Source organism: Geotalea uraniireducens Rf4 (assembly GCF_000016745.1).
Lineage (GTDB): Bacteria > Desulfobacterota > Desulfuromonadia > Geobacterales > Geobacteraceae > Geotalea > Geotalea uraniireducens.
On sequence record NC_009483.1, the window covers coordinates 4,518,606 to 4,538,191 of the forward strand.

The 19,586-nt window shown below is 53.9% G+C and carries 17 protein-coding genes; 2 read left to right on the forward strand and 15 right to left on the reverse strand.

Features of this window, described 5'->3' with window-relative positions:
- Positions 1-21: 21 nt before the first annotated feature.
- The 9 genes from GURA_RS19705 to GURA_RS19745 all read right to left on the reverse strand — a co-directional run bounded on the left by GURA_RS19705 (position 22) and on the right by GURA_RS19745 (position 11,027).
- Entirely contained in the window at positions 22-384 is a 363-nt protein-coding gene (locus GURA_RS19705; protein ID WP_011940666.1) for a hypothetical protein, read from the reverse strand.
- Positions 381-2,138, reverse strand: a complete 1,758-nt coding sequence (locus tag GURA_RS19710; RefSeq protein WP_011940667.1) for an ABC transporter ATP-binding protein — start codon at positions 2,136-2,138, stop codon at positions 381-383. Before GURA_RS19710 ends, GURA_RS19705 begins: the two co-directional genes overlap by 4 nt.
- Complete coding sequence (locus GURA_RS19715; protein ID WP_011940668.1) at positions 2,135-4,006, reverse strand: ABC transporter ATP-binding protein; 1,872 nt, start codon at positions 4,004-4,006, stop codon at positions 2,135-2,137. Before GURA_RS19715 ends, GURA_RS19710 begins: the two co-directional genes overlap by 4 nt.
- Positions 4,007-4,038: 32 nt before the next feature.
- Entirely contained in the window at positions 4,039-5,070 is a 1,032-nt protein-coding gene (locus GURA_RS19720; RefSeq protein WP_011940669.1) for an aliphatic sulfonate ABC transporter substrate-binding protein, read from the reverse strand.
- 391 nt (positions 5,071-5,461) lie between these two features.
- On the reverse strand, positions 5,462-6,331 hold the full coding sequence (locus tag GURA_RS19725) for an ABC transporter permease (RefSeq protein ID WP_011940670.1): 870 nt from the start codon (positions 6,329-6,331) through the stop codon (positions 5,462-5,464).
- 79 nt (positions 6,332-6,410) lie between these two features.
- On the reverse strand, positions 6,411-7,304 hold the full coding sequence (locus GURA_RS19730; protein ID WP_011940671.1) for an ABC transporter ATP-binding protein: 894 nt from the start codon (positions 7,302-7,304) through the stop codon (positions 6,411-6,413).
- Between the two features lie 198 nt (positions 7,305-7,502).
- Entirely contained in the window at positions 7,503-8,690 is a 1,188-nt protein-coding gene (locus GURA_RS19735) for a 2-hydroxyacyl-CoA dehydratase subunit D (protein ID WP_011940672.1), read from the reverse strand.
- A gap of 39 nt (positions 8,691-8,729) precedes the next feature.
- Complete coding sequence (locus tag GURA_RS19740) at positions 8,730-10,148, reverse strand: 2-hydroxyacyl-CoA dehydratase family protein (protein ID WP_011940673.1); 1,419 nt, start codon at positions 10,146-10,148, stop codon at positions 8,730-8,732.
- A 69-nt stretch (positions 10,149-10,217) separates the two neighbouring features.
- Positions 10,218-11,027, reverse strand: coding sequence for an acyl-CoA dehydratase activase (locus tag GURA_RS19745; RefSeq protein ID WP_011940674.1), 810 nt, complete (start codon positions 11,025-11,027; stop codon positions 10,218-10,220).
- 306 nt (positions 11,028-11,333) lie between these two features.
- On the opposite strand from GURA_RS19745, the gene GURA_RS19750 reads away from it, so the two are divergent.
- Positions 11,334-11,660, forward strand: a complete 327-nt coding sequence (locus GURA_RS19750) for an HTH domain-containing protein (RefSeq protein ID WP_157046135.1) — start codon at positions 11,334-11,336, stop codon at positions 11,658-11,660.
- A gap of 5 nt (positions 11,661-11,665) precedes the next feature.
- Positions 11,666-13,042 (forward strand): MoaD/ThiS family protein, encoded by a 1,377-nt coding sequence (locus GURA_RS19755; protein ID WP_011938105.1) that lies wholly within the window; start codon positions 11,666-11,668, stop codon positions 13,040-13,042.
- Between the two features lie 119 nt (positions 13,043-13,161).
- Here GURA_RS19755 and GURA_RS19760 read toward each other — a convergent pair whose 3' ends face one another.
- From GURA_RS19760 to GURA_RS19785, 6 genes are all read right to left on the reverse strand, one after another.
- Entirely contained in the window at positions 13,162-13,941 is a 780-nt protein-coding gene (locus tag GURA_RS19760) for an ABC transporter ATP-binding protein (RefSeq protein ID WP_011940675.1), read from the reverse strand.
- Between the two features lie 64 nt (positions 13,942-14,005).
- The gene (locus tag GURA_RS19765) at positions 14,006-14,794 is read right to left on the reverse strand and encodes an ABC transporter permease (protein ID WP_011940676.1); all 789 of its coding nucleotides are present in this window, start codon (positions 14,792-14,794) and stop codon (positions 14,006-14,008) included.
- 133 nt (positions 14,795-14,927) lie between these two features.
- Positions 14,928-15,704, reverse strand: coding sequence for an ABC transporter permease (locus tag GURA_RS19770; RefSeq protein ID WP_011940677.1), 777 nt, complete (start codon positions 15,702-15,704; stop codon positions 14,928-14,930).
- A 188-nt stretch (positions 15,705-15,892) separates the two neighbouring features.
- Positions 15,893-16,717 carry a class I SAM-dependent methyltransferase gene (locus GURA_RS19775; RefSeq protein WP_011940678.1) on the reverse strand — a complete coding sequence of 275 codons (825 nt, stop codon included), beginning with the start codon at positions 16,715-16,717 and terminating at the stop codon, positions 15,893-15,895.
- Between the two features lie 189 nt (positions 16,718-16,906).
- Complete coding sequence (locus GURA_RS19780; RefSeq protein WP_011940679.1) at positions 16,907-18,031, reverse strand: ABC transporter substrate-binding protein; 1,125 nt, start codon at positions 18,029-18,031, stop codon at positions 16,907-16,909.
- A gap of 30 nt (positions 18,032-18,061) precedes the next feature.
- Positions 18,062-19,561 (reverse strand): porin, encoded by a 1,500-nt coding sequence (locus tag GURA_RS19785; protein ID WP_011940680.1) that lies wholly within the window; start codon positions 19,559-19,561, stop codon positions 18,062-18,064.
- Positions 19,562-19,586 lie beyond the last annotated feature (25 nt).

Genomic DNA, 19,586 nt, shown 5'->3' on the forward strand with positions numbered 1-19,586 from the left:
GTATTTTACATGATGGTCAAGTCAAAAAGTAGGTGGGGGTGAAAAGAAACCGGCTTCCCTGGCGAAGCGTTTTGCCTCGTCAAGTTCCGCCTGGGTGAGCCGCGCATTCCGCAGATTGCTGAAGCGATTGCCGATCCGGTCGTTGAGAAAGCGAAAGGTTGCGGACTTCTCCTCCAGCTCGGATTTCATGAAGCGGATGCAGCCTTTGCATTCCGGGTTGCGTACCGCATGTTTCCGTGCGTCGATGCGGTGTCTCCAGGCAAGGATGCGCATACCCAAAAGAAGCGGTTCCCGTACAATGGGGAACCACCAGTGTCGCTTATGGACGATTCGGGCGAGCATAAGCGCGCAGTTCTTGCAGATGATGGGGTGGCAGCCCTTCATACCGCTTCCTCCAGCAGTATTCCCGACTGGTGCAGCCGCCAGTAATACCCCTGTCGCTGCAACAGCTCGTGATGGTTGCCGGTTTCGACGATCTTTCCCTGGTCGAGCACGACGATGGCATCCATTTCCTGCACCGTGGATAGACGGTGGGCAATGACCATCAGGGTGCGCCCTTGCGAAACCCGGTGGATTGCCGCCTGCAATACCGCCTCGGTATTGGAGTCCAGGCTGGCGGTCGCTTCATCGAGGATCAGGATCTTCGGGTCGAACACCAGTACGCGCGCAAATGACAGGAGCTGCCGTTCACCCGAAGACAGCGTGCTCCCCCGTTCCGACAACATGGTGTCATACCCTTTCGGCTGCTTCAGGATGAAAGGCTCGGCGCCGATCAGGCGGCAGGCCTCTTTCACCCGCTCCGCCGGGATCTCTTCCCGGAAAAACCGGATATTGTCGATGATGGTCCCGGAAAAGAGGGTGACATCCTGCTGGACTATGCCCACCGTCTGCCGCAAGGCATCAAGCGGCCATTCCCGGACATCTTTACCGTCGATCACCACTACCCCGGCGGTTACGTCATAAAACCTGGTTACCAGGTTCATCAGCGATGACTTGCCGGCGCCCGACGCGCCGACGAAACCGACCCGTTCCCCGGCTTGAATCGCCAGCTGGATCTTGTTGAGGACGGGATGTCCCGGCCGGTAGGCGAGTGAGACCTGTTCAAACCTTACCCGACCATGCACCGACGGGGCCAACGCTCCCGGCAGCTCCCTGATTTCCGGCTGTTCCTGCAGGGTCCGGGCGATCCGTTCCGAGGCGACAATGGAAGATTGCAGCACGTTGAATTGCTGGGTGATTATGTTGATCGGCTGGAAAAACCGCCTCACATAGCCGACAAACGCATAGAGCACCCCGAAAGAGACCGCCCCGTGAATAACCGCCCGGCCGCCGAACCATACCAGTGCCGCCACCCCCAGATCACCCACCAATTCGGTGAGGTTGTTCAGGAGGACGTTGATCCGGTTCTCGAAGATTGTCGCGTCCAGCAGGGCCTTGTTCTTCTCGTCGAACTTCCTTTGCTGTTTGGCCTCCTGATTGAAGATCTGGACAATGGCCATCCCGGTCAGGTTCTCGGCAAGAAAGGCAATGGTTGCCGACAGGCGGCTCCGGATCTCCCGGTAGGTCTTGCTTAATATTCTTCTCAGGGAGAGAGAAATAATCAAAACTATCGGGATCAGGAGAAAACAGTAGAGTGCGATGGGAATATCCAGCCGGAGCATGAAAAACATGATCAGGATCAGGGAAAGACAGCCGCGTAACGTGTTCGGCAGGAACTGGGTAAAGAAATTGTTGATGGACTCCGTGTCGTTGACAACATTGGTGATGATGCTCCCCGCAGAATGTTGATCGAAATAGCGCAGGGAGAGTTTCTGAATATGCTTGAACAGGTCGACTCGGATGCTCCTGACAATGGCTTGACCTGCGTACTGCAAGAGGATGTCCTGGTAATAGGTCAGGCCGAAAGAGAGGAGCGACATCCCGAGATACCCTGCCGCCATCCAGAAAATGGCTTCGGCATTGGGGTTCGGCACCACCAGATAGCGGTCTATGGCCTCTTTGACCAGATAAGGCTGCGCCAGGTCGATGAGGACCACGGTAATTACCAGGCAGAGCACCAGGGCAAGGCGCGCCCGATAGATCCGCATATACGGCAAAAGGGTGCGCAGAGCACCCTGTGACTGTAATTGAGTGCTCATGCCACCTCCTCTGTCAAGCCGGCCTGCATGGCTGCCAAACCTTCCGTCAAACCGGGCGGGATAAAAGCCTCATCATCCGTCAAACCGGGTCGCCCGGGTGACCCTTCCTCCGTCAGACCGGCCTGCATCTGCCATAATCCGGCATAGGGGCCGCCCGCCTTGATCAGCCCGGCGTGGTCACCCCTTTCCACGATGCGCCCTTCGTCGAGGACCAGGATCTCGTCCGCCTGCTGGACCGAGCTCAGCCGATGGGAGATGATGATGGTCGTCTTTTTGTCTTTGCAGCTCAAACGCGCCTTCAGGCGTCCCTTGTCTCCCATATTTCTCAGGATCTGCCGTTCCGTATTCGTGTCTATGGCACTCAGACTGTCATCAAGTATCTGGATGGGCGCATCCTTGTAAATTATCCGCGCTATGGCGACGCGCTGCTTCTGACCGCCGGACAACCTTACCCCCCGTTCACCGACCTCGGTTGCAAAACCCTCGGGAAAGCGCTCGATGTTTTCGTAAACAGCGGTAATTCTCGCGGCGTTTTTTACCCGTTCCAAGTCGGGCGCCTCATCTGAAAAGCCGATGTTTTCATTGAGGGTGGTCGAAAAGAGAAAGCCGTCCTGCGGCACATACGCCATCCCCTGCCGGAGCCGCGCCAGTGGATACTGAAGGATATCCGCGCCGTCGATGAAAACCGTCCCCTCCGGCGGGTCGTACAGCCTGAGGAGCAGGTCGGCCAAGGTGGTCTTGCCGCTTCCCATGGGACCGATAATGCCCAGGGTCTTCCCCCTTTTCACGTGAAAGGAGATATCGGTCAGGACATCCCGCTCTGTGCCCGGATAACGGAAGGTCAGTCCGTTCACGCTCAAGGTCCCCTGAAGCGGCCGGTCGAGCAAAGCCCCTTGCCGGTCACGGACTGCCGGCACGACCTGCATCAGCTCCGAGATCCTGTTGAGGGATGCGCTTGCACGTTGAATGACGTTGAGCACCTGCCCCAGGTGCTCCAGCGGGTTACGGAGCAGGGCTATGTATAAGGTGAAGGCAACATAGTCCCCGATGGTGATCACCTTGGTGATGGTCAGGAAGCCGCCGTAACCGAGGACGCCGATGAAACCCAGATTGGCCATCAAGGGGACGAGGGCGCCGAAGAGGGAAGAGTTGCGGACAAATCTGATTTTTTCCGCAACGATGGTATCCACTTTCTGTTCGAATTGTCCGATAACCACCCGTTCGTTGCCGAAGGCTTTGACAGCGCGGATGCCGCCGATGACCTCTTCAACGGTCTGGGCCATGGAGCCCAGTGCCTCCTGGCAATGGGTGGACTGCGTTCTGATTTTGGGCCCAAGATATCTGACCAGAACCGGAATGATAAAGAGCGGCCCCAGACCGACAACGGTCAGCCTCCAGTCTCCGTGCACCACCATCATATACAGCACGGCCGTCAGCATGGTCAGGCCGGCTGCCGCCTGATTGATCCCCATGGTGGCGAATTCCCGGATAACCTCCACATCGCTCAGGGCATGGGACAAAAGTTCGCCCGTGCTGTGGCCGTGATAATAGGCAGGTGAAAGGGTCCCCCATTTTTGCAGCAGGTCCCGGCGCAGGTCATAGGTGAGAATGCGCCCCCGGCGGTGGGAAAGGGTGCGCCCCGTCCATGCCGCCGTCACCCTGCCGAGACCGAGCAGGATCAGCACCCCCGCACAACTAGCCGTATCCTCGATACTCAGGTTGCCATGCTGCAAACGGTCGGCAAAGCGGCCAAGCACCCTGGGAATGAATACCGATAAGAGGCTTGAAGTCGCGATGATGATGACGGCGATACAGTAGACAAGCCTGTGCCGGTAAATATATGACAGCATGATGCGCCAACCTGACATTCTTATCTCTCCGTACACCAAAGACTGCTTGTTTATTTCCCGGGCGATTCCGCATACACCTGATCGATGAGACGGCTGTCGATCCAGCTGACGTAGTCGACGGAGCCGTTGGCAAGACCGGCATCCTTGAGGAATGCCTCCTCGGCTTTAAACGCTTCGATCGCTTTCCCCGTAATTCGGGGATACTGGTAAAACATATTGTCCGGATAATCCCTTTGCACGGCGCTTTCTTTCTTTTTGGTCGTCTCGGAGAAAATCTTTATGGTCTCTGCCGGATGTGCATCGGCCCAGCGGGCGGCCTCCAGGTCGATCTTCAGGAGGCGCTTGATCAGGGACTGATGTTTTTTGAGAAAATCACCGTTGGCAGAAATAGCCGAAGGACTGGACCATTCGGGATGGCTTCTTCCATCGTGGATAATCCTTATTGATCCGGTTTCCAATAAGGGAGTAAAAGTATTCCTCCCCTCGACGACGGCATCGATATCTCCGCGCATCAAGGCTGGCCCGGAGGCTTCGAAGGCAAGATTGAGCCCATCGATATCCTTGAGGGAAAGACCCTCATGCTTCAAGGCTTTGGCAATGGTGGAGTGCCGTACCGTGCCAGTTAAATACGCAACCTTTTTCCCCTTCAGGTCCTTCACCGAATTGATCGGAGAGTCCTTCCTGACGGCGATGTCGGAGCCTCCGTTTTTACCAAAGCTGGAAAGGCCTATCAACTTGACATTAGCGCCCGATGCCGCTGTGCGCAGGGCGGGATCCGATGCGGTATACGCCACATCCAGACCACCGGTAGCCAATGCTGTCATGGCTTCCTGTCCACCGCCGGAAAAGGGATAGTACTCGACCTTAATGCCATCCTTGGCAAATTCCTCGTCCCACAATCTCTTTTGTTGGCTGAGAATAAACTTCAGATGGCCCGGGGCTGTGCTTCCGATGCGGATTACAGGCACTTTTTTCTCAGCGGGATTCGGTTTACCGGACAGAGCATATCCGGCCACCACTAATATCGTCACCAGCAGAAAGCTGCCGATGACCAAGGGCTTTTTTGATTTTTTATCGGTCATCTGTTACTCCTCATCTACGTTCTTCGTAAAATTATTCAGCACCGATGAATAACTCCCCCTGTCCCCCTCTTAACTTAAGAGGGGGGACGTGAAAATCGGCTTCGTCTGGGACTTCCGATACAGCGACAACATTGCGTCCCTCCCCTTAGCTTAAGGGGAGGACAGGTGGGGTTATTGGTTTTGGCAGTAAGCTGAATAGTTACCTTTCTTCTTGGTTACCATTTCTTAGCCGGCAAAACTGGAACCAGCGTGAAAAGCGACCCCTTCGGGACGACAGGAGGATAGGCATCCTGCCTGTCATGGCAGCGAAGCTGCCAACGCAGGCGAGACGCCTACGCTCCAACGAATCTTCTTCTGGCAACATGTTGTCATGAGATTGGCGCTAAAGCGCCTAATGGGTTGATGCTTTCCAGGGGGTTGCAGACTTTTCGAACCAGACGAGCAGGTAATTGATTAACAGGCCGAAAATTGCGAGTGCCAGAATACCCGCATACATCTCCGGAATGCGGTACATTAAATGGGAGTTCTGGATGAAAAAGCCCAAACCCGATTTTGCTGCCAGCATTTCGGCGCCGATCACCGCCATGAGTGAGGATTTGACCCCCAGACGCGCACCTGAAACGATGGAAGGAATACTTGCCGGCAAGATTACCTTTATGAACAGATCCGTATCCGAGGTACCCATTGATTTTGCGGCCTTGAGATAGAGAGGATCCACACATTTCACGCCGCTGATGGTGTTGATGAGGATAAACCAGACCGCTGCCAGGAAGGTGATCGCAATCTTCGATGACTCACCGATACCCAGGACCATGATGAACACCGGGAGTAACGCGAAATGAGGGGTATTGCGCAGTCCCTGGATCATCAGGTCGGCGATTTTCTCCAGCCGGGAGTATCTTCCCATCAGGAACCCCAGGGGAACGGCGACCACCACCGCCAGGAAAAATCCCGTAAGCGCGCGTTGCAGGCTCACTCCGATATGGCCGAACAATTCACCTGAAAGGATCAAACCCTTGAGGGCGATTATTGCCTTGGAAAACGGGGGAAAAAAAATCGGACTGACGATCCCTGTCAGCGGCGCGATTTCCCAGACGGCAAAAAAGACGAAGACAAGGGGCAATCCGTACAGAACGGTTCCGGCTTTCTCCTTCCAATGGAGAATCCGACTGAGAACCTGTACTGTTTTTGATTTGGGGAGCCCGACCGAATCTTTTGCGCTCTGATTCAATCCGAGTTTTTTCAAGATGATCTCCGTCATTTTAACACCTTCCTTTCACGTATTTGCCGTTCAAGTCTGCTGAAAGTTTCCGGTCATGCCCGGTTTGTATGGATCGTGGTCATATGGATGCAAACGTTGAAATCACATCGGCCACGGGGGGACCGTTAACCTGTTTCCGCTCGATGATGTCGTTCTTGTCCTGCAACAGCTCCTTGATCTTGTGCCTGGTCCAGCTGAATTCCGCAGATGATCTGATGTCGCTCTTGTAGCGCGGTCTGGGTAGATTGGTGGCGACGATTTCCCTGATCGTACCGGGGTTGGTGGTCAGGACTGCAACCCGATCCGCAAGGTAAACCGCCTCGTCAATGCTGTGGGTGACGAAGATGATCGTTTTTTTCGTTTCATCCCAGATGCGGAGCAGTTCGTCCTGTAGCGTTTCCCTTGTTTGGGCATCCACTGCGGCGAACGGCTCATCCATGAGAAGAACTTCCGGATCGTATGCAAGGGCGCGGGCGATTGCAACCCGCTGTTTCATACCGCCGGAAAGCTCAAGGGGATAACGGTTTTCGAATCCATCCAGGCCGACGAGCCGGATGAAATGCTGACTGATATCCTTGCGCTCTTCCTTGGGGACATTCTTCACCTCCAGGCCGAACTCGACATTCCTCCGGACAGTGCGCCAGGGGAAAAGGGCGTAACCCTGAAGGACAATGCCGCGATCAAGTGCCGGTCCGGTAATCTTCTTTCCGTCGATGTGGATTTCTCCGGAAGCGGGCCGGGTAAGCCCCGCCAGAATGTCGAGAAGAGTGGATTTGCCGCAGCCTGAAGGCCCTACAATGGCGACGAACTCCCCTTTTTTCACCTTCATGTTGATATTGCTGAGGGCCGTGAACTCAGACGGTACTTCCCCGTTACTTTTTTTCCGGCGATAAACCTGGCTGATATTTTCCAAAATGATTTTACTCTCGTCGGTCTCGCGTCTTTCACTGGTATCACTTTGCCCGGCAGCCATCTGTGCCTCCTCCATTTACTGAATGTTAAGCTGTTTTTCCCAACACCAAACTGCCCGCAAGTCCCGGTTCCCGTTTCTACCCCAGCTATGAAATCCCCCAACCCAAAGAGTGGAGACAAGTTGTCTGAGTTTATGTCCTGCATGATTCTTGGTGTTACTTACGGTAGAGACGCATCGCAATGCGTCTCTACCCTATTTCTAAGCTACATTTGCCAGGGCTACCCTGGTTTCCAGCAATTCAACAAAAGCGCCGACCCGGGTCCTGATCCCTTCGTAATCGGAACCCGCATATTCCGTATGAATTTCCAGGACGGCAAAGCCTTCGTTGTTCAGTATCCTTTTTGCTTCGGATGCCTTGAAGGTGAACGGATCGCAATAGCGGAGGGTGTGATAGATCACGCCATGGGCGCCGAATTTCCTGGCAAGCGCGGTGCGGGTCGCCAGTCTTCGGTCCGTCTTTGCGTCGAGTATGGGGAGGGCGCCATGGGGAAAACGGCCGAGATAGGCTTCCGCGATCCCTTTCAGGGTCGGCTCCTTGATGTCCAGCTCGATGGCAGGGGCCAATCCTGACCACAAATCATCGCCGACGATCCTCGCCCCGGCCTTTTCGATGATTTCGATCAGCTTGGTGTCGCCGGGTGGGATCACGCTGCCGGAGATGAAGATCCGCGGCTTGTCCCCCAGGTCGTTTAGTACCGGCTCCCCAACGGCTTCTTTCAGTTCGGCCAACAATTCCTCCAGCAGGGTCAGATACTTGGTTCTGCAGAGGTAATAGCCTGCCTGCACGACATTGTAGGTTTCACGCCAGGAAATGGCCGGATTGGTTGCGGCCTGATAGTCGTACAGTTTTCTGACTGCGGCCCTGATGTCGTTGTGCAACTGGACCGACTCGGCCAGTTTCCCTGCGTCGAGCTTGGTGCCGGCGAATTCTTCCAGTTTTGCGGCGAAATCCGCCACTTCCTTGCGGTAATATTCCACTCCTTCGGGAAGATGGAAATTCTTCGGCACGTCGATAAGCAGGGTGTTCACATTGAAATAGTATTTGACCACTTGTGCTGTGCGGAAGGTCTGCAGGCAGGTGGTGTCGAACACGACCAGATCCGCGCTCTTGATGTAAGGGTCCGTATTTTCTTCGAAGAGACCAACCGCCTCCCTCAGGAATACGCAATTCTGTGTGGAAAGATAGCGACCCCCTTTTTCCACCAGGGCCTCGCTACCACCCAGGCCAAGTCTGACCGGGATAAGGCCCAGGGCATGAAATATTTCCACGGGGACGTTGTAGCTGAACCATCCGACGACCTTTTTCCCTTTCTGCTTGGCCGCTTCCAGTTGTGCCGGCCTTTCCTTGACAGCATTTTCTATTTTTACCAGTGTGTTAAGCGGCATTTCTAATCTCCTTTTTGGCTTTTTATGTGCCACCCAGCCCTATGCGGCTTTCTTGGCTTTACCATTTTTCAGAATCTCGATGAACGATTCAATCCGGTTCTGGGTCTGCTCGGTGGCTTCGGAGCGGCCAAGCTCGGCAACCTCGATGTTGATGGTCGGAATGCCTGTTTCCTTCTTGACGATGTCCGCCACCAGTCGGGAGGTGGCCGACTGGTAGTTGCAACCCCAGTTGTAGCCGCATACCACCCCGTCGGCGCCCGATTTCCGCGCCAGGTCGGCGACGTACCGGGCGCGTTCTTCGGCCGGTTTCTCATAGTTATAGGTGAGCGCCGCTCTGGCCAGATTCACGTATGGGTCATTGCCGGTCTCGTCCACATCCGCGTAAATCTTGCTCAGGTGGTCGTCGGTGCCGACGAGCAGGCCACCCTTTGCCTCCACGAATTCGCCATTCAAGCCAAAGCAGGAGCCGGATGCCAGCAGCTTCACCGGATCGGAGCTGACGCCGTGTGCAACCACGGAATTTTTGATCCGTTCCTTGATCTCTACGATAGCCTGCTCCAGGAGCTGGGTCGCTGCCAGGGAATCGCCGGAGGAAAAGCGGCCGGTAGTGATCAGGCTGCCCAGGTTGGAGCTCTGAACAGGGGGGAGAGCGGCAGACCAGACAAGCTCGGTCACCTCGCGGGCTGCGCGGCGACCCCGGTTTTCCAGCTTGATCTCGTTCCAGAGATCCTCTTCCGTGGCCTGTTTGCCGCGGATATCGCCGATCTGCTTGATCAACCGGCGGAGCATGTCGGCAAAGTACTCGACGGCTGATTCCTTGTCCCCGGTGATCGGATAGTCGATCAGGGTAAAGGGAATACCATTGAATTTATTCCTGTACGCTTCGATGGAAAAACCGATGTCGGTGCAGCGCAGGTTCAGGTAGGGGGCGATCAGGTCCACCGGTACAATACCTTTGCTGATGGCCGATATGGAGCCGATCGGATTGTTGCAGGCATCGACGGATACGGTAATTCTGCCTGCTTCGAGAATTTCATTGGCCACCTGATCCGCTTGACGCAGAGTCAGACCCTCCTTCATGTCCCGCGCCCAGCCTCTCAGCGGCCCCGGAACAATGGGGATGCCGCCGGCGGCAAAGTAGGGATCAACGGTCTGTCCTCCGGCAACATGGATGATGGGTGTGCCGCTCTCATGGGCCTCCAGCAGCCGGTCGCGAAAGGAAAGCGCCATGTAGCCCAGCTTGATACCGGTGAAGAACGTGACATCATCGGACAGCCTGCCGTAATAACGGCGGGAGTGGTCGAAGGCATTGGGAAATCTTTTCGGTGCTTCAATGGTCATGAAATCCCAGATTTCAGCGGCTGAAACATGTTTGCCGTTTTTGAAATCCAGTCCGGGAGTTTTAATGAAGTCCGCTTTTAATTCTTCCGGATAATGGAATATGTGGGTACTGCTCATGATCGAATCCTCCAATGTTTGAGTATATGCCCTGATAGAAACGCATTGCGCTCCCGTCTCTGCATGTCTTTATGCGGCTTTTCTTGCCTGCTTTGCTTCCAGCTCCTTGGCAAATACCGCAGCACCCAAAGCCCCGACCAGCTGCGGGTCGAAGTTATCCAGCGTCACTATTTTCGCCTTGAGTACTTCCTCCAGAACTGCTTTCATCCCCTCATTCTTGGCAACCCCGCCGGAGAAGAACAGGTCGCTCTCGACACCTACGCGGGAGAACATCCCGGCGATCCGGTTGGCGATGGAGTGATGGATCCCCTTGACGATGTTGGCCTTGTTTTCGCCCCGGGCCAGGAGCGAAATGGTCTCGGATTCGGCAAAGACCGTACAGGTACTGCTGATGGGGACGAATTCCTCGGCTGACAGCGACAGGGGACCCAGCTCTTCCAGCTTCACCTGGAAGTTGTTGGCGATGATTTCGAGAAAGCGGCCCGTACCGGCGGCGCACTTGTCGTTCATGTTGAAGTCGATGACGTTGCCGTCCTTGTCCAGGCGGATTGCCTTGCAGTCCTGTCCCCCCATTTCCACGATCGTCCGGGTGTTCGGCTTGAGGTGGTGAGCCCCCTTGCCGTGGCAGCTGATCTCGGTGATGATCTTGGTGGGGATGTTGTCGAAATTGATCGATACCCGGCCGTAGCCGGTACCGACGATGTAGTCGATCTCTTCGTACTTGTGCCCGGACTTCTCCAGCAGTTGCGAAAGAATCCAGGTCGCCGTTTCCTGCATGTCCAGACCGGTTGCCGTTATGGTCGAGTGAGTCGTCTCGCCGTTCAGAATTACCCCTTTTGCTGTCCTTGATCCGATGTCGATACCAACCACGATGCTCATGTTATTCTCCTTTTGGTGTTTTGTAGGGTCGGCCTGTGGCCGCCCGGAAATTCCGATTACACGGTTATTCCAATTCCAGATCAAGAGTGATATCAAGGCGGCGAGGAATGAGGCGACGAAAGCCCTCACCCGGCCTTTGGCCACCCTCTCCCGGAGGGAGAGGGTAAACAGTATTCTCTCTCCCTCTGGGAGAGAGATCTGGAGTTTGGACATTTACGTATGTTCCTTTATTAAAAGCTTGACATACATACCCTGTATTTATTAAGATGGCGCCTCTGTACAAATTCTCGAATGGAGGATGCCATTATGGAAAAAGAGGAAATCCGCGACATCATTTTAGACACAATGGTAGTTTCCTTGGAAGCGCAATTGCGGGCCTTGAAGAAACTTCGGGGTGCTGCCGAGGAAGTGGAGCCCCGCAGCAAAGGTATGTCGCAGATTGACATGGTGCTTAACATACTTAATGCAGTCGGAAAGCCACTACACATTTCGCAAATCATTGAAGATGTTGAAAAGACTTTTGGAGTAAAGCTGGAGAGGGAGTCTCTCGTCTCTGCTCTTTCAAAAAAGGTGATGAAGGAGGACCGTTTCATTCGTACCGGCAAAAACACCTTTGCCTTGAAAGGCAGGTGAGGAATATGCTGAGCGAACAGATGACATCTCTCTTGCAGGATGCCTGTGCTGGGGCTTTTGTTCAACAGCGAACCCAAATCCGCGCTATGGAGCTTTCTCTTGGAACTTTGTGCGCATTGGGGCGACGGACCCTCTCCCGTTCCATTTGTGCCGTTGGAAGACAGCATCAGGACTGGAGTGCTGATTACAAGGTGTTTTCCCGTAGCCAGTGGGAGGCCGACCAGTTGTTCTCTCCGGTCTTGAAAGAGTATTGTACGCGGTACCCTGCGGATCAGCCTGTTTGTGTGGCGTTTGACGATACCAAGCTGGCCAAGAGCGGGCGAAAGATCAAGTCGGCCTTTTGGCAAAGGGATCCGCTGTCTCCGCCGTTCCATGTCAACTTCCTGTATGGCTTGAGATTTATGCACGCATCCCTGATCTTCCCTCACTACCGGGATGGCGATTTCTCCGCTCGCGGATATCCTGTCCGCTTCGTGGAATGCCCAGCGATCAAGAAGCCGGGGAAAAAGGCAACTGATGAAGAGAGGGCGCAATACAAGAAGGCGGTGAAGACTCATAATCTCTCGCAGCAGGGACTTGAAATGATCAAGGGGTTGAGAGTCGATCTTGACCGTCTGGGGGAAACAAAGAGGAGAATGGTGGTCGCAGTTGATGGCAGTCTCTGTAATCGCACCATCCTCTCCAAACCGCTGGATCGTGTTGAGGTTGTCGGTCGTTGCAGGAAAGATGCGCGGTTGTGTTTTCCTGCTCCGGCAGGAGGAAGGCGCAAATACAGCGAAGAGCGATTTTCTCCTGAAGGGGTCAGGCAAGATGAGACGATCCCCTGGCAAACCTGCAGGATTAATTTTGGCGGAGCATGGCGGGATATTCGGTACAAAGAAGTCAATAATGTTCTGTGGCAAAGAGGTGCGAAACTCCGCTCTCTTCGGCTGCTGGTGGTTGCACCGCAACCGTACAGGACATCGCCAAATGCTAAAAGGAATTATCGTGACCCGGCCTATCTCTTGAGCACTGACATACAAAGTGACTCTCAGATGTTGCTGCAAAGTTACTTTGATCGTTGGCAGATAGAGGTCAATCATCGTGAGCAAAAGGATACCATTGGTGTCGGAAACGCTCAGGTCTGGTCTGACAAGTCTGTCCCACGACAACCGGCATTCGCCGTTGCCAGCTACAGCCTCTTGCTGCTTGCGGGATTGAAAGAATTTGGACCTGGACGTACTCATGACTTTGTTCCCTTGCCAAAATGGAGAAAAAAAGCAAACAGACCTTCGGCTCTCGACCTGATTACTCTACTCAGAAAGGAGATCAGCGAAGCACCAATTACCGATATTTTGAAACTTAACATCGCGAAAAATATCATGCCCTACGCATATACTTGAAACTATATATGTCCAAACTCCAGTTCTCTCTCCCTCTGGGAGAGAGATAGAGAGAGGGGTACGTTGAGGAGCCGAAGACGAGCCAACAAAGATAGCGCCTTGATGTGGAATTGAACGTTTCAGATGGCATAGCTGAACAGCTTATCCGCATCCAGGTGAAACTCCGCCAGCACCTCATCCTTTAGTTTCTGAAAATCATACGATGCCCGATCCCGCGGTCTGGGGAGCTGGACCGGAACGATCTTCCTGATCGTCCCCGGACGGGACGACATGATAACGATCTTGTCGGATAGATAAATCGCCTCCTCCACGTCATGGGTGACCATGATCATGGTGATGGCTTCTGCTTTCCAGATCCGCTCGATCTCCTTGTGCATGTACATGCGGGTCAGGGCGTCCAGCGCTCCCAGCGGTTCGTCGAGAAGCAGAATCTCCGGCCTGTTCACCAGCGCCCGTGCAATGGCCGCCCGCTGCGACATCCCCCCGGAAAGCTGGGACGGGTGCGCGTTTTCGAAACCGTTCAGCCCCACCAGGTCGATATGCTCCTGGATGATTTTCTTCTTGTCCTTGCCATTCAGCTTTTTCAGTCCGAGACCGATATTTTTTTCCACCGTGAGCCACGGCAGGAGCCGATGGTCCTGGAATACCACCCCCCGGTTCAGGCTGGGACCGTTGATCTTCTTGCCGTCCACGAGGATTTCGCCGCTGTAGTCGGTTTCCAGGGAAGCCAGCAGGCGCAAAAAGGTGGTTTTTCCGCAGCCGCTCTGGCCGATGACGCTGACGAACTCTCCCGGCGACACGCTGAGGTTGATATCCTCAAGAACTGGTACCTCCTTCCCTTTGGCAACGAACTTCTTGTGCAGGTTTGCCACTTTTACTGTCCCTGGTTTCTGATACATAACGTTCCTCCTTCTCTGCAGTTTCGGTTTAATCTCCGCCTTGCCGTTCCCTTGGTGGGGGGGGTCAGGAATTCCGCCACTGCATGAAACGGTTTTCAAAGGTTTTGGCCACATAGTCCAGGGCGAAACCGATGAAGCCGATAATGATAATTCCGACCATCACGATATCCATGCGCCAGTTTATGCGCCCTTGCCCGATCATGTTGCCGATCCCCCCTGCCTGGGTAAACATGAACAACTCGGCTGCGACCAGCTGCCCCCAGCCGATGTTCAGGCTCATCCGCAACCCTGTCACAAGGGAGGGGAGAACCGACGGCAGGAAGATCTTCCTGATCAGTCTGATTCTGCCGAAGCCGAAGACACGTCCTACTTCCACGTATTCCTTGCGGACACCACGTATGCCGTCGAACGTGCTGAGGACGATGGGAAACGAGCACCCGAGGGCGATGAAGAATATCTTCGAAGCCTCGGCAATACCGCAGAAGATGATGATCAGCGGTATCCAGGCAAGCAGCGGGACCTGCCGGATGGCGTTGAACAGGGGCGCCACCAGTTTCTCCAGGGTTCTGAACATGCCGAACAGCATGCCGAGGAGAAATCCCGCCGTGATGCCGAGGAATGTTCCGGCGAAAAATCTGATAAAACTGACTTTTAGGTTAAAGGCAAGGACCCCCTCCTTCCAGAGGGAGATAAATGCCGTTACAACCTTCCCCGGCGTAGGAAGAAACATGGGGGGCACCAGTTCCCACCGGGCCAAACCCCACCATGCGGCCAGGATCAGCAGCGGGAAAATGATGCCACGACTGATTTTCCTCAGATGCTCTTTGTTGTTGAATGAAACTGTGAAACCCATGGTTCTATTCCTTAGTCCCTTAGAAAAATTATTTGCATGTTTTTTCGAAGAATTTTTCGTGAAGGGACTTATCCCGTTCATCGGGGTTAGGATTGCCCTTCATAATTCATAACTCATCCTTCATACTTATCCCTTAGCGGTAGCTGCTCCGCCAGCGTAGGAAGTACGCTTCAACCAGCCCCGCCAGGTAGTCCATGATGAACCCGAGGATACCGACGGTTATGATGCCGACAAAGACGATGTCGTTCTGGAAAATCTGCCTGCCCCAGTTCATCATGTAGCCGATACCGACTGAGGCAGCCAGGATCTCCGCACCGACGACCGCCATCCAGGCAAAGCTGAGGCTGATCCGCAGACCTGTGGCAATGGAGGGGAGCGCAGACGGAAGGACAAACTTTCTCAGCAGCCCCAGCCGCCCGTATTCAAAGACTTTACCTACCTCCAGGTATTCCCGCGGCACACCCCTGATCCCTTCCAGGGTATAGAGCGCCATGATGTAGAACGGGGCGACTGCTATGAACAGCACCTTGGATTTCTCCCCGATACCGAACCAGAGGACCAGCATGGGAAACCAGGCATAGAGGGGAACCTGGCGCACCGTATGAAACGTAGGGCCGATATACTCTTCAATTCTCTTCGACAAACCAAGTGCTGCCCCGAGAAGAATCCCTGCCAAGCTACCGATGAGAAATCCGGCAAAAACCCGGGCAAAACTTGCCAGTAGATGATTTATCAGCTCTCCGCTGGCAATGAGGTCCTTGAATGTCTGGGCCACGATCTGCGGCGGTATCAACAACAGGCTGGAAAACAGCTCCTTGCGCGTGACGATTTCCCAGGCTATCAGCAGCAGTACCGGGACAATCAGCCCCAGGGCCTTTTTATGTAACTGCAATCCTTCCGGGAATCTCATCTCTAATCCTCCCTTTTGCCCCTGCTAATCTTGGCAAGGCTTTTGTGAAGCTCATTTCAATGTCTTATAAATCCCCCCTCTTAAGTTAAGAGGGGGTTAGGGGGAGTTATGTGGTCGTAACCCCTCCCAGCCTCCCCTTAGTTTAAGGGGAGGAGCAATTAGACAAAAGCATTGAATACAGCATTGGCCTAATGCACGATTGCCAGTCCCTTTTTTTTCTTGGCAATGGCAAAGATGGTGTGGCGGCTCAACTGGATGCCATCCTTGGTCCGGTATTTTTCCAGCTCGACCTCGATGTCCGATTTCACCTGTTCCCGCAGCCACTCCGGAACATTACTCAGGTAATTGCCGAAAGAACTCGCCTCACTGTGCCTGATGAATTCTTTCGCCGTCGGGTGGGTTCTTTTGACTGTTTTCACCTGGATGTCGATCACCTTGAGATTAACCTTTACCAACATGTTGATGAGTTCCGTGGTCGTCAGGTGGCGCTTCTCCGGCAGCTGTACGTGTTTGTTGTACGGCTCTCTCTGCAGCACACGGTTCGTGATGAACTCTATGCCGGAATAAAAATTCAGCTCCTTGGCGCCGGTGGTGATACCGACTTTCCCTCCCGGCTTGAGGACCCTGACAATTTCCAATAAAGCGGCTTCCTTATCCTGCACCCAGTGAAAAACCGCGTTCAAATAGACGACGTCGATGCTGTTATCATTTATGGATTCAAGATTCTCGGCAGTGCCGATCTCATAATACGCATTCTGATGGGCATTCTTTTCGTTGGCGATCTTGATCCTCTCCTCAAGAGGATCTATGCCGATATATGTCCCGGTAGGCCCTATGATGTCGACCACATGGCGGCCGAGCCTGCCAGTGCCGCAACCTATATCAAGAACTGTAGCTCCCTGACTGACGTCGAGACTTTCGATCAGGGCAACCCCATTATTGAATTGCGAGTTGCTGAGTTCATCGTAGCTTTTGGCGAGTTCACTGTTATCAAGTGTTAGAGTAATCGCCATCGTCGCTAATCCTTCCTTGCTGCATCGCCAAGCGGAATTTGCCTGGCGCATAAAAAAAGAGGCCAAGGATTATTAATCCTTGGCCTCCAGTTTTCTGGTCAGCCTTGTCCGAGCAATACGGATTGGTATTTTATTTAAACCCATTGGCCTATCTAATAAGTAGAATAATAGCCAGTTTCAATCATGATGTCAATGCTTTTTCGCTGTTTGCACCAAGCCGGTCCCTGTTTTTACTACTTTGCCATCCTTGTCGTATCTGGCCCAGAAATTTTCCAGTTTCAGCTCCTTCAGTGCCGCCTCCTGGTAACTGGTATCCACCCACTTATCAATATCGAAGCTCCTCTTGGCGTAGCCCTTCTTTATGGCGAAATCCAGCAGGGCTTTCAGCTGGCTCTTATGAAAGTCGTCACTCAGGACCCTCGACAATTCATAGGAAGACTCGGTTCTGTTCTGTTCCTTTATGTTGGCATAGGGGGTCCCCGCCTGGGACCAGAGCTTGAAAATTTCGGTCCGGTTCTTTTCGTCGGCCACATAACGCGATGCCTTCAGGTAGACCTTGACGAAGCGCTTCACCACGTCCGGGTACTCCTTGGCGAATTTCTCCGTCACGTAGACGGCGCTCACCGGACCGGAAGACTCTGGAAACGCTTTTTTTGGGGCTATGTACTTGATGTCGGGATTCCCCGAATAAAGCACCTTGGCCACGCCGGTATCGCGGATCCGAATGCCAACGGCACCGGCATCAACATCCTTGGTGGCGAGAGCGGCCTCGGTATCAGTCGCCTGCAGGTTCAGCCGGACCAAGTCGTTTTCCGACAGACCATGCAGCTCCAGTGCCTTGAGGAAGGTATACTCGGTATTAGTACCCCGGATGACCCCGACTCTCTTTCCTTTCAGCTGCTGCACGGTGGTGATCTTGGAATCGCGCGGTATCATGATCTGGGCGCCTCTACTGGGCCCGCTGCCGAGAATGACTTTGGTCTTCAGCCCAGCCGCCTTGCCGATGACCGCCGGGAATGAGCCGTTTTCCGAGAAGTCGATGTTGCCGTTGGCAAATGCCTCGTTGCACGCTGGCCCCTGCCCTTTGAAGAAGTTCCACTCGAACTTGATCCCCTCCTTCTTGAACTCCTCCTCCAGAAGCCCCTTGGCATGGATGATGCCCAGGGTTCCTGAAATGAATGGTTTGCCGTAGGCGCCGCCGGAGCTGCCGATCCTGATCACTTTCGGATATTTTTCTGCGGAAAAGGCGACGGTAGGCCCAAACGCCACTACCATCAGTAAAACGATAAATAAACTGCTCAATAACTTTTTCATACAATGTGCCTCCCTCTTTTATTTGTGTGGCTAAAATCCGTACTGGAACTGGGCAAGGAATTCGTTGTTTTTCTGTGCTTTGGGAATCTGCCCGGACACGATGTTATAGTTAAGCTGCAGCTTGGTCGTTGGGGCAAAGAACCAGTTGAAGCCGATGGTATAGATGTCTTTACGGTCATCTTCCGCATCCAGATCGGGATCGAACCGGTCGAACCTCAGGAATGGCTGAATGGTTTGGGGGTACCAGTCACCATAGCGGGTCTGCTCCTTGTATGACTTCTGAAACTGTTCACCGAAGTTGTAGAACAAGGTGAAGGTAATGCCTTCACTCTTGACACTTCTAAAAGTAGATGGGGTGGTGATCGTGCCGTTCTTGATCTTCTCCTTGGAGAGCGACGGGTCCTCACCCCGGACATATTCCAGCGTAAATCCGACCGGCGTGTTTACGTAGGACAGGTCGCCCCCATACCTGTTCTTGTCGCCTTTTTGGGACAACGTGGTGTCTGTCGTATTGGTCGTTACGGAAATCGTGGCCGGCGGAGGTGTTGCGTTCGGCACGTTTACCGTTGTGGTCGAGGTACGTGTGGCCGTTGCCGTTTTTACCCCCCAGTAACCGGAAACCCCCAGGGTCAGCCCCCGCAGGAAATCGTTATAGTCAACCGGCGCATTGAAGGCAACCCTCGCGAAGACGTCCTTGTTGTCGTTGTCGTCAGCCTTGTTCGGTCCGCTCCCGTTTACCACCCCAATAGAGTAGGCTATTGCCGGTACGCGGTACTTGCTGAAGCCATAGTCGTTATGGGGAAACAGGTCTCCGCTGAGTACAAGCCCGATGTCGCGTTCGTCGAGTGACAGCGCCTTGGTGAACTGGGCCCCGTTGATCGTCGGTTTGTATTCCTCCGACGCCGTCGCCTCCAGGCCGAAAATCTTCTTCTGCTGCCCGACATAGACATAGAGGTATGGCTTGGTGACATCATTGGAGGGAAGGATGGAATAGCTGAGATAGGCGTCCTGGATCCTGAGCGTCAGGTCCGACCCGCCGGCATTGGTGCCGAACACATAATCGACGTTTTTCCCGTCCTCGTAATCCTTTCTCAGATTCCCGGAGAATTTGAGGTTTAGCGAGGGAGTGCCGAATCCTTCCTTTACCGCCGGGTCATCCGACACGACAAACTTAGTGGTGGCGGAGCCGCCGAATTTGAGCGACCTCGACGTGGTTGCGGTTTTCTGGTCATAATTGGTCTGGAACTGGTCGCGTAGCGTCTCCAGTTCCGTTCTTAACCCATTGAGGTCTCCCTGAGTTACCGGCTCATCATCGGGATCTTTCTCAGTAGCCGCACTGGCTGTCGACGGATCACTCGTTTCCACTCCGGATGCCTGATCACTGCTTTTCAATGCATCATCTTTCTTCTCTTCACTCACTGCCTGTTCATCGGTATTTTCGGGTACGGCGGCGGATTCGGCGCTCCATGAAGCGGGCGCCAGCAACACAAGGCCAAGCAACAGCAAACTCGCTACTTTCACAACTTTCATCTTACTTCCCCCTTGATACTTTTTT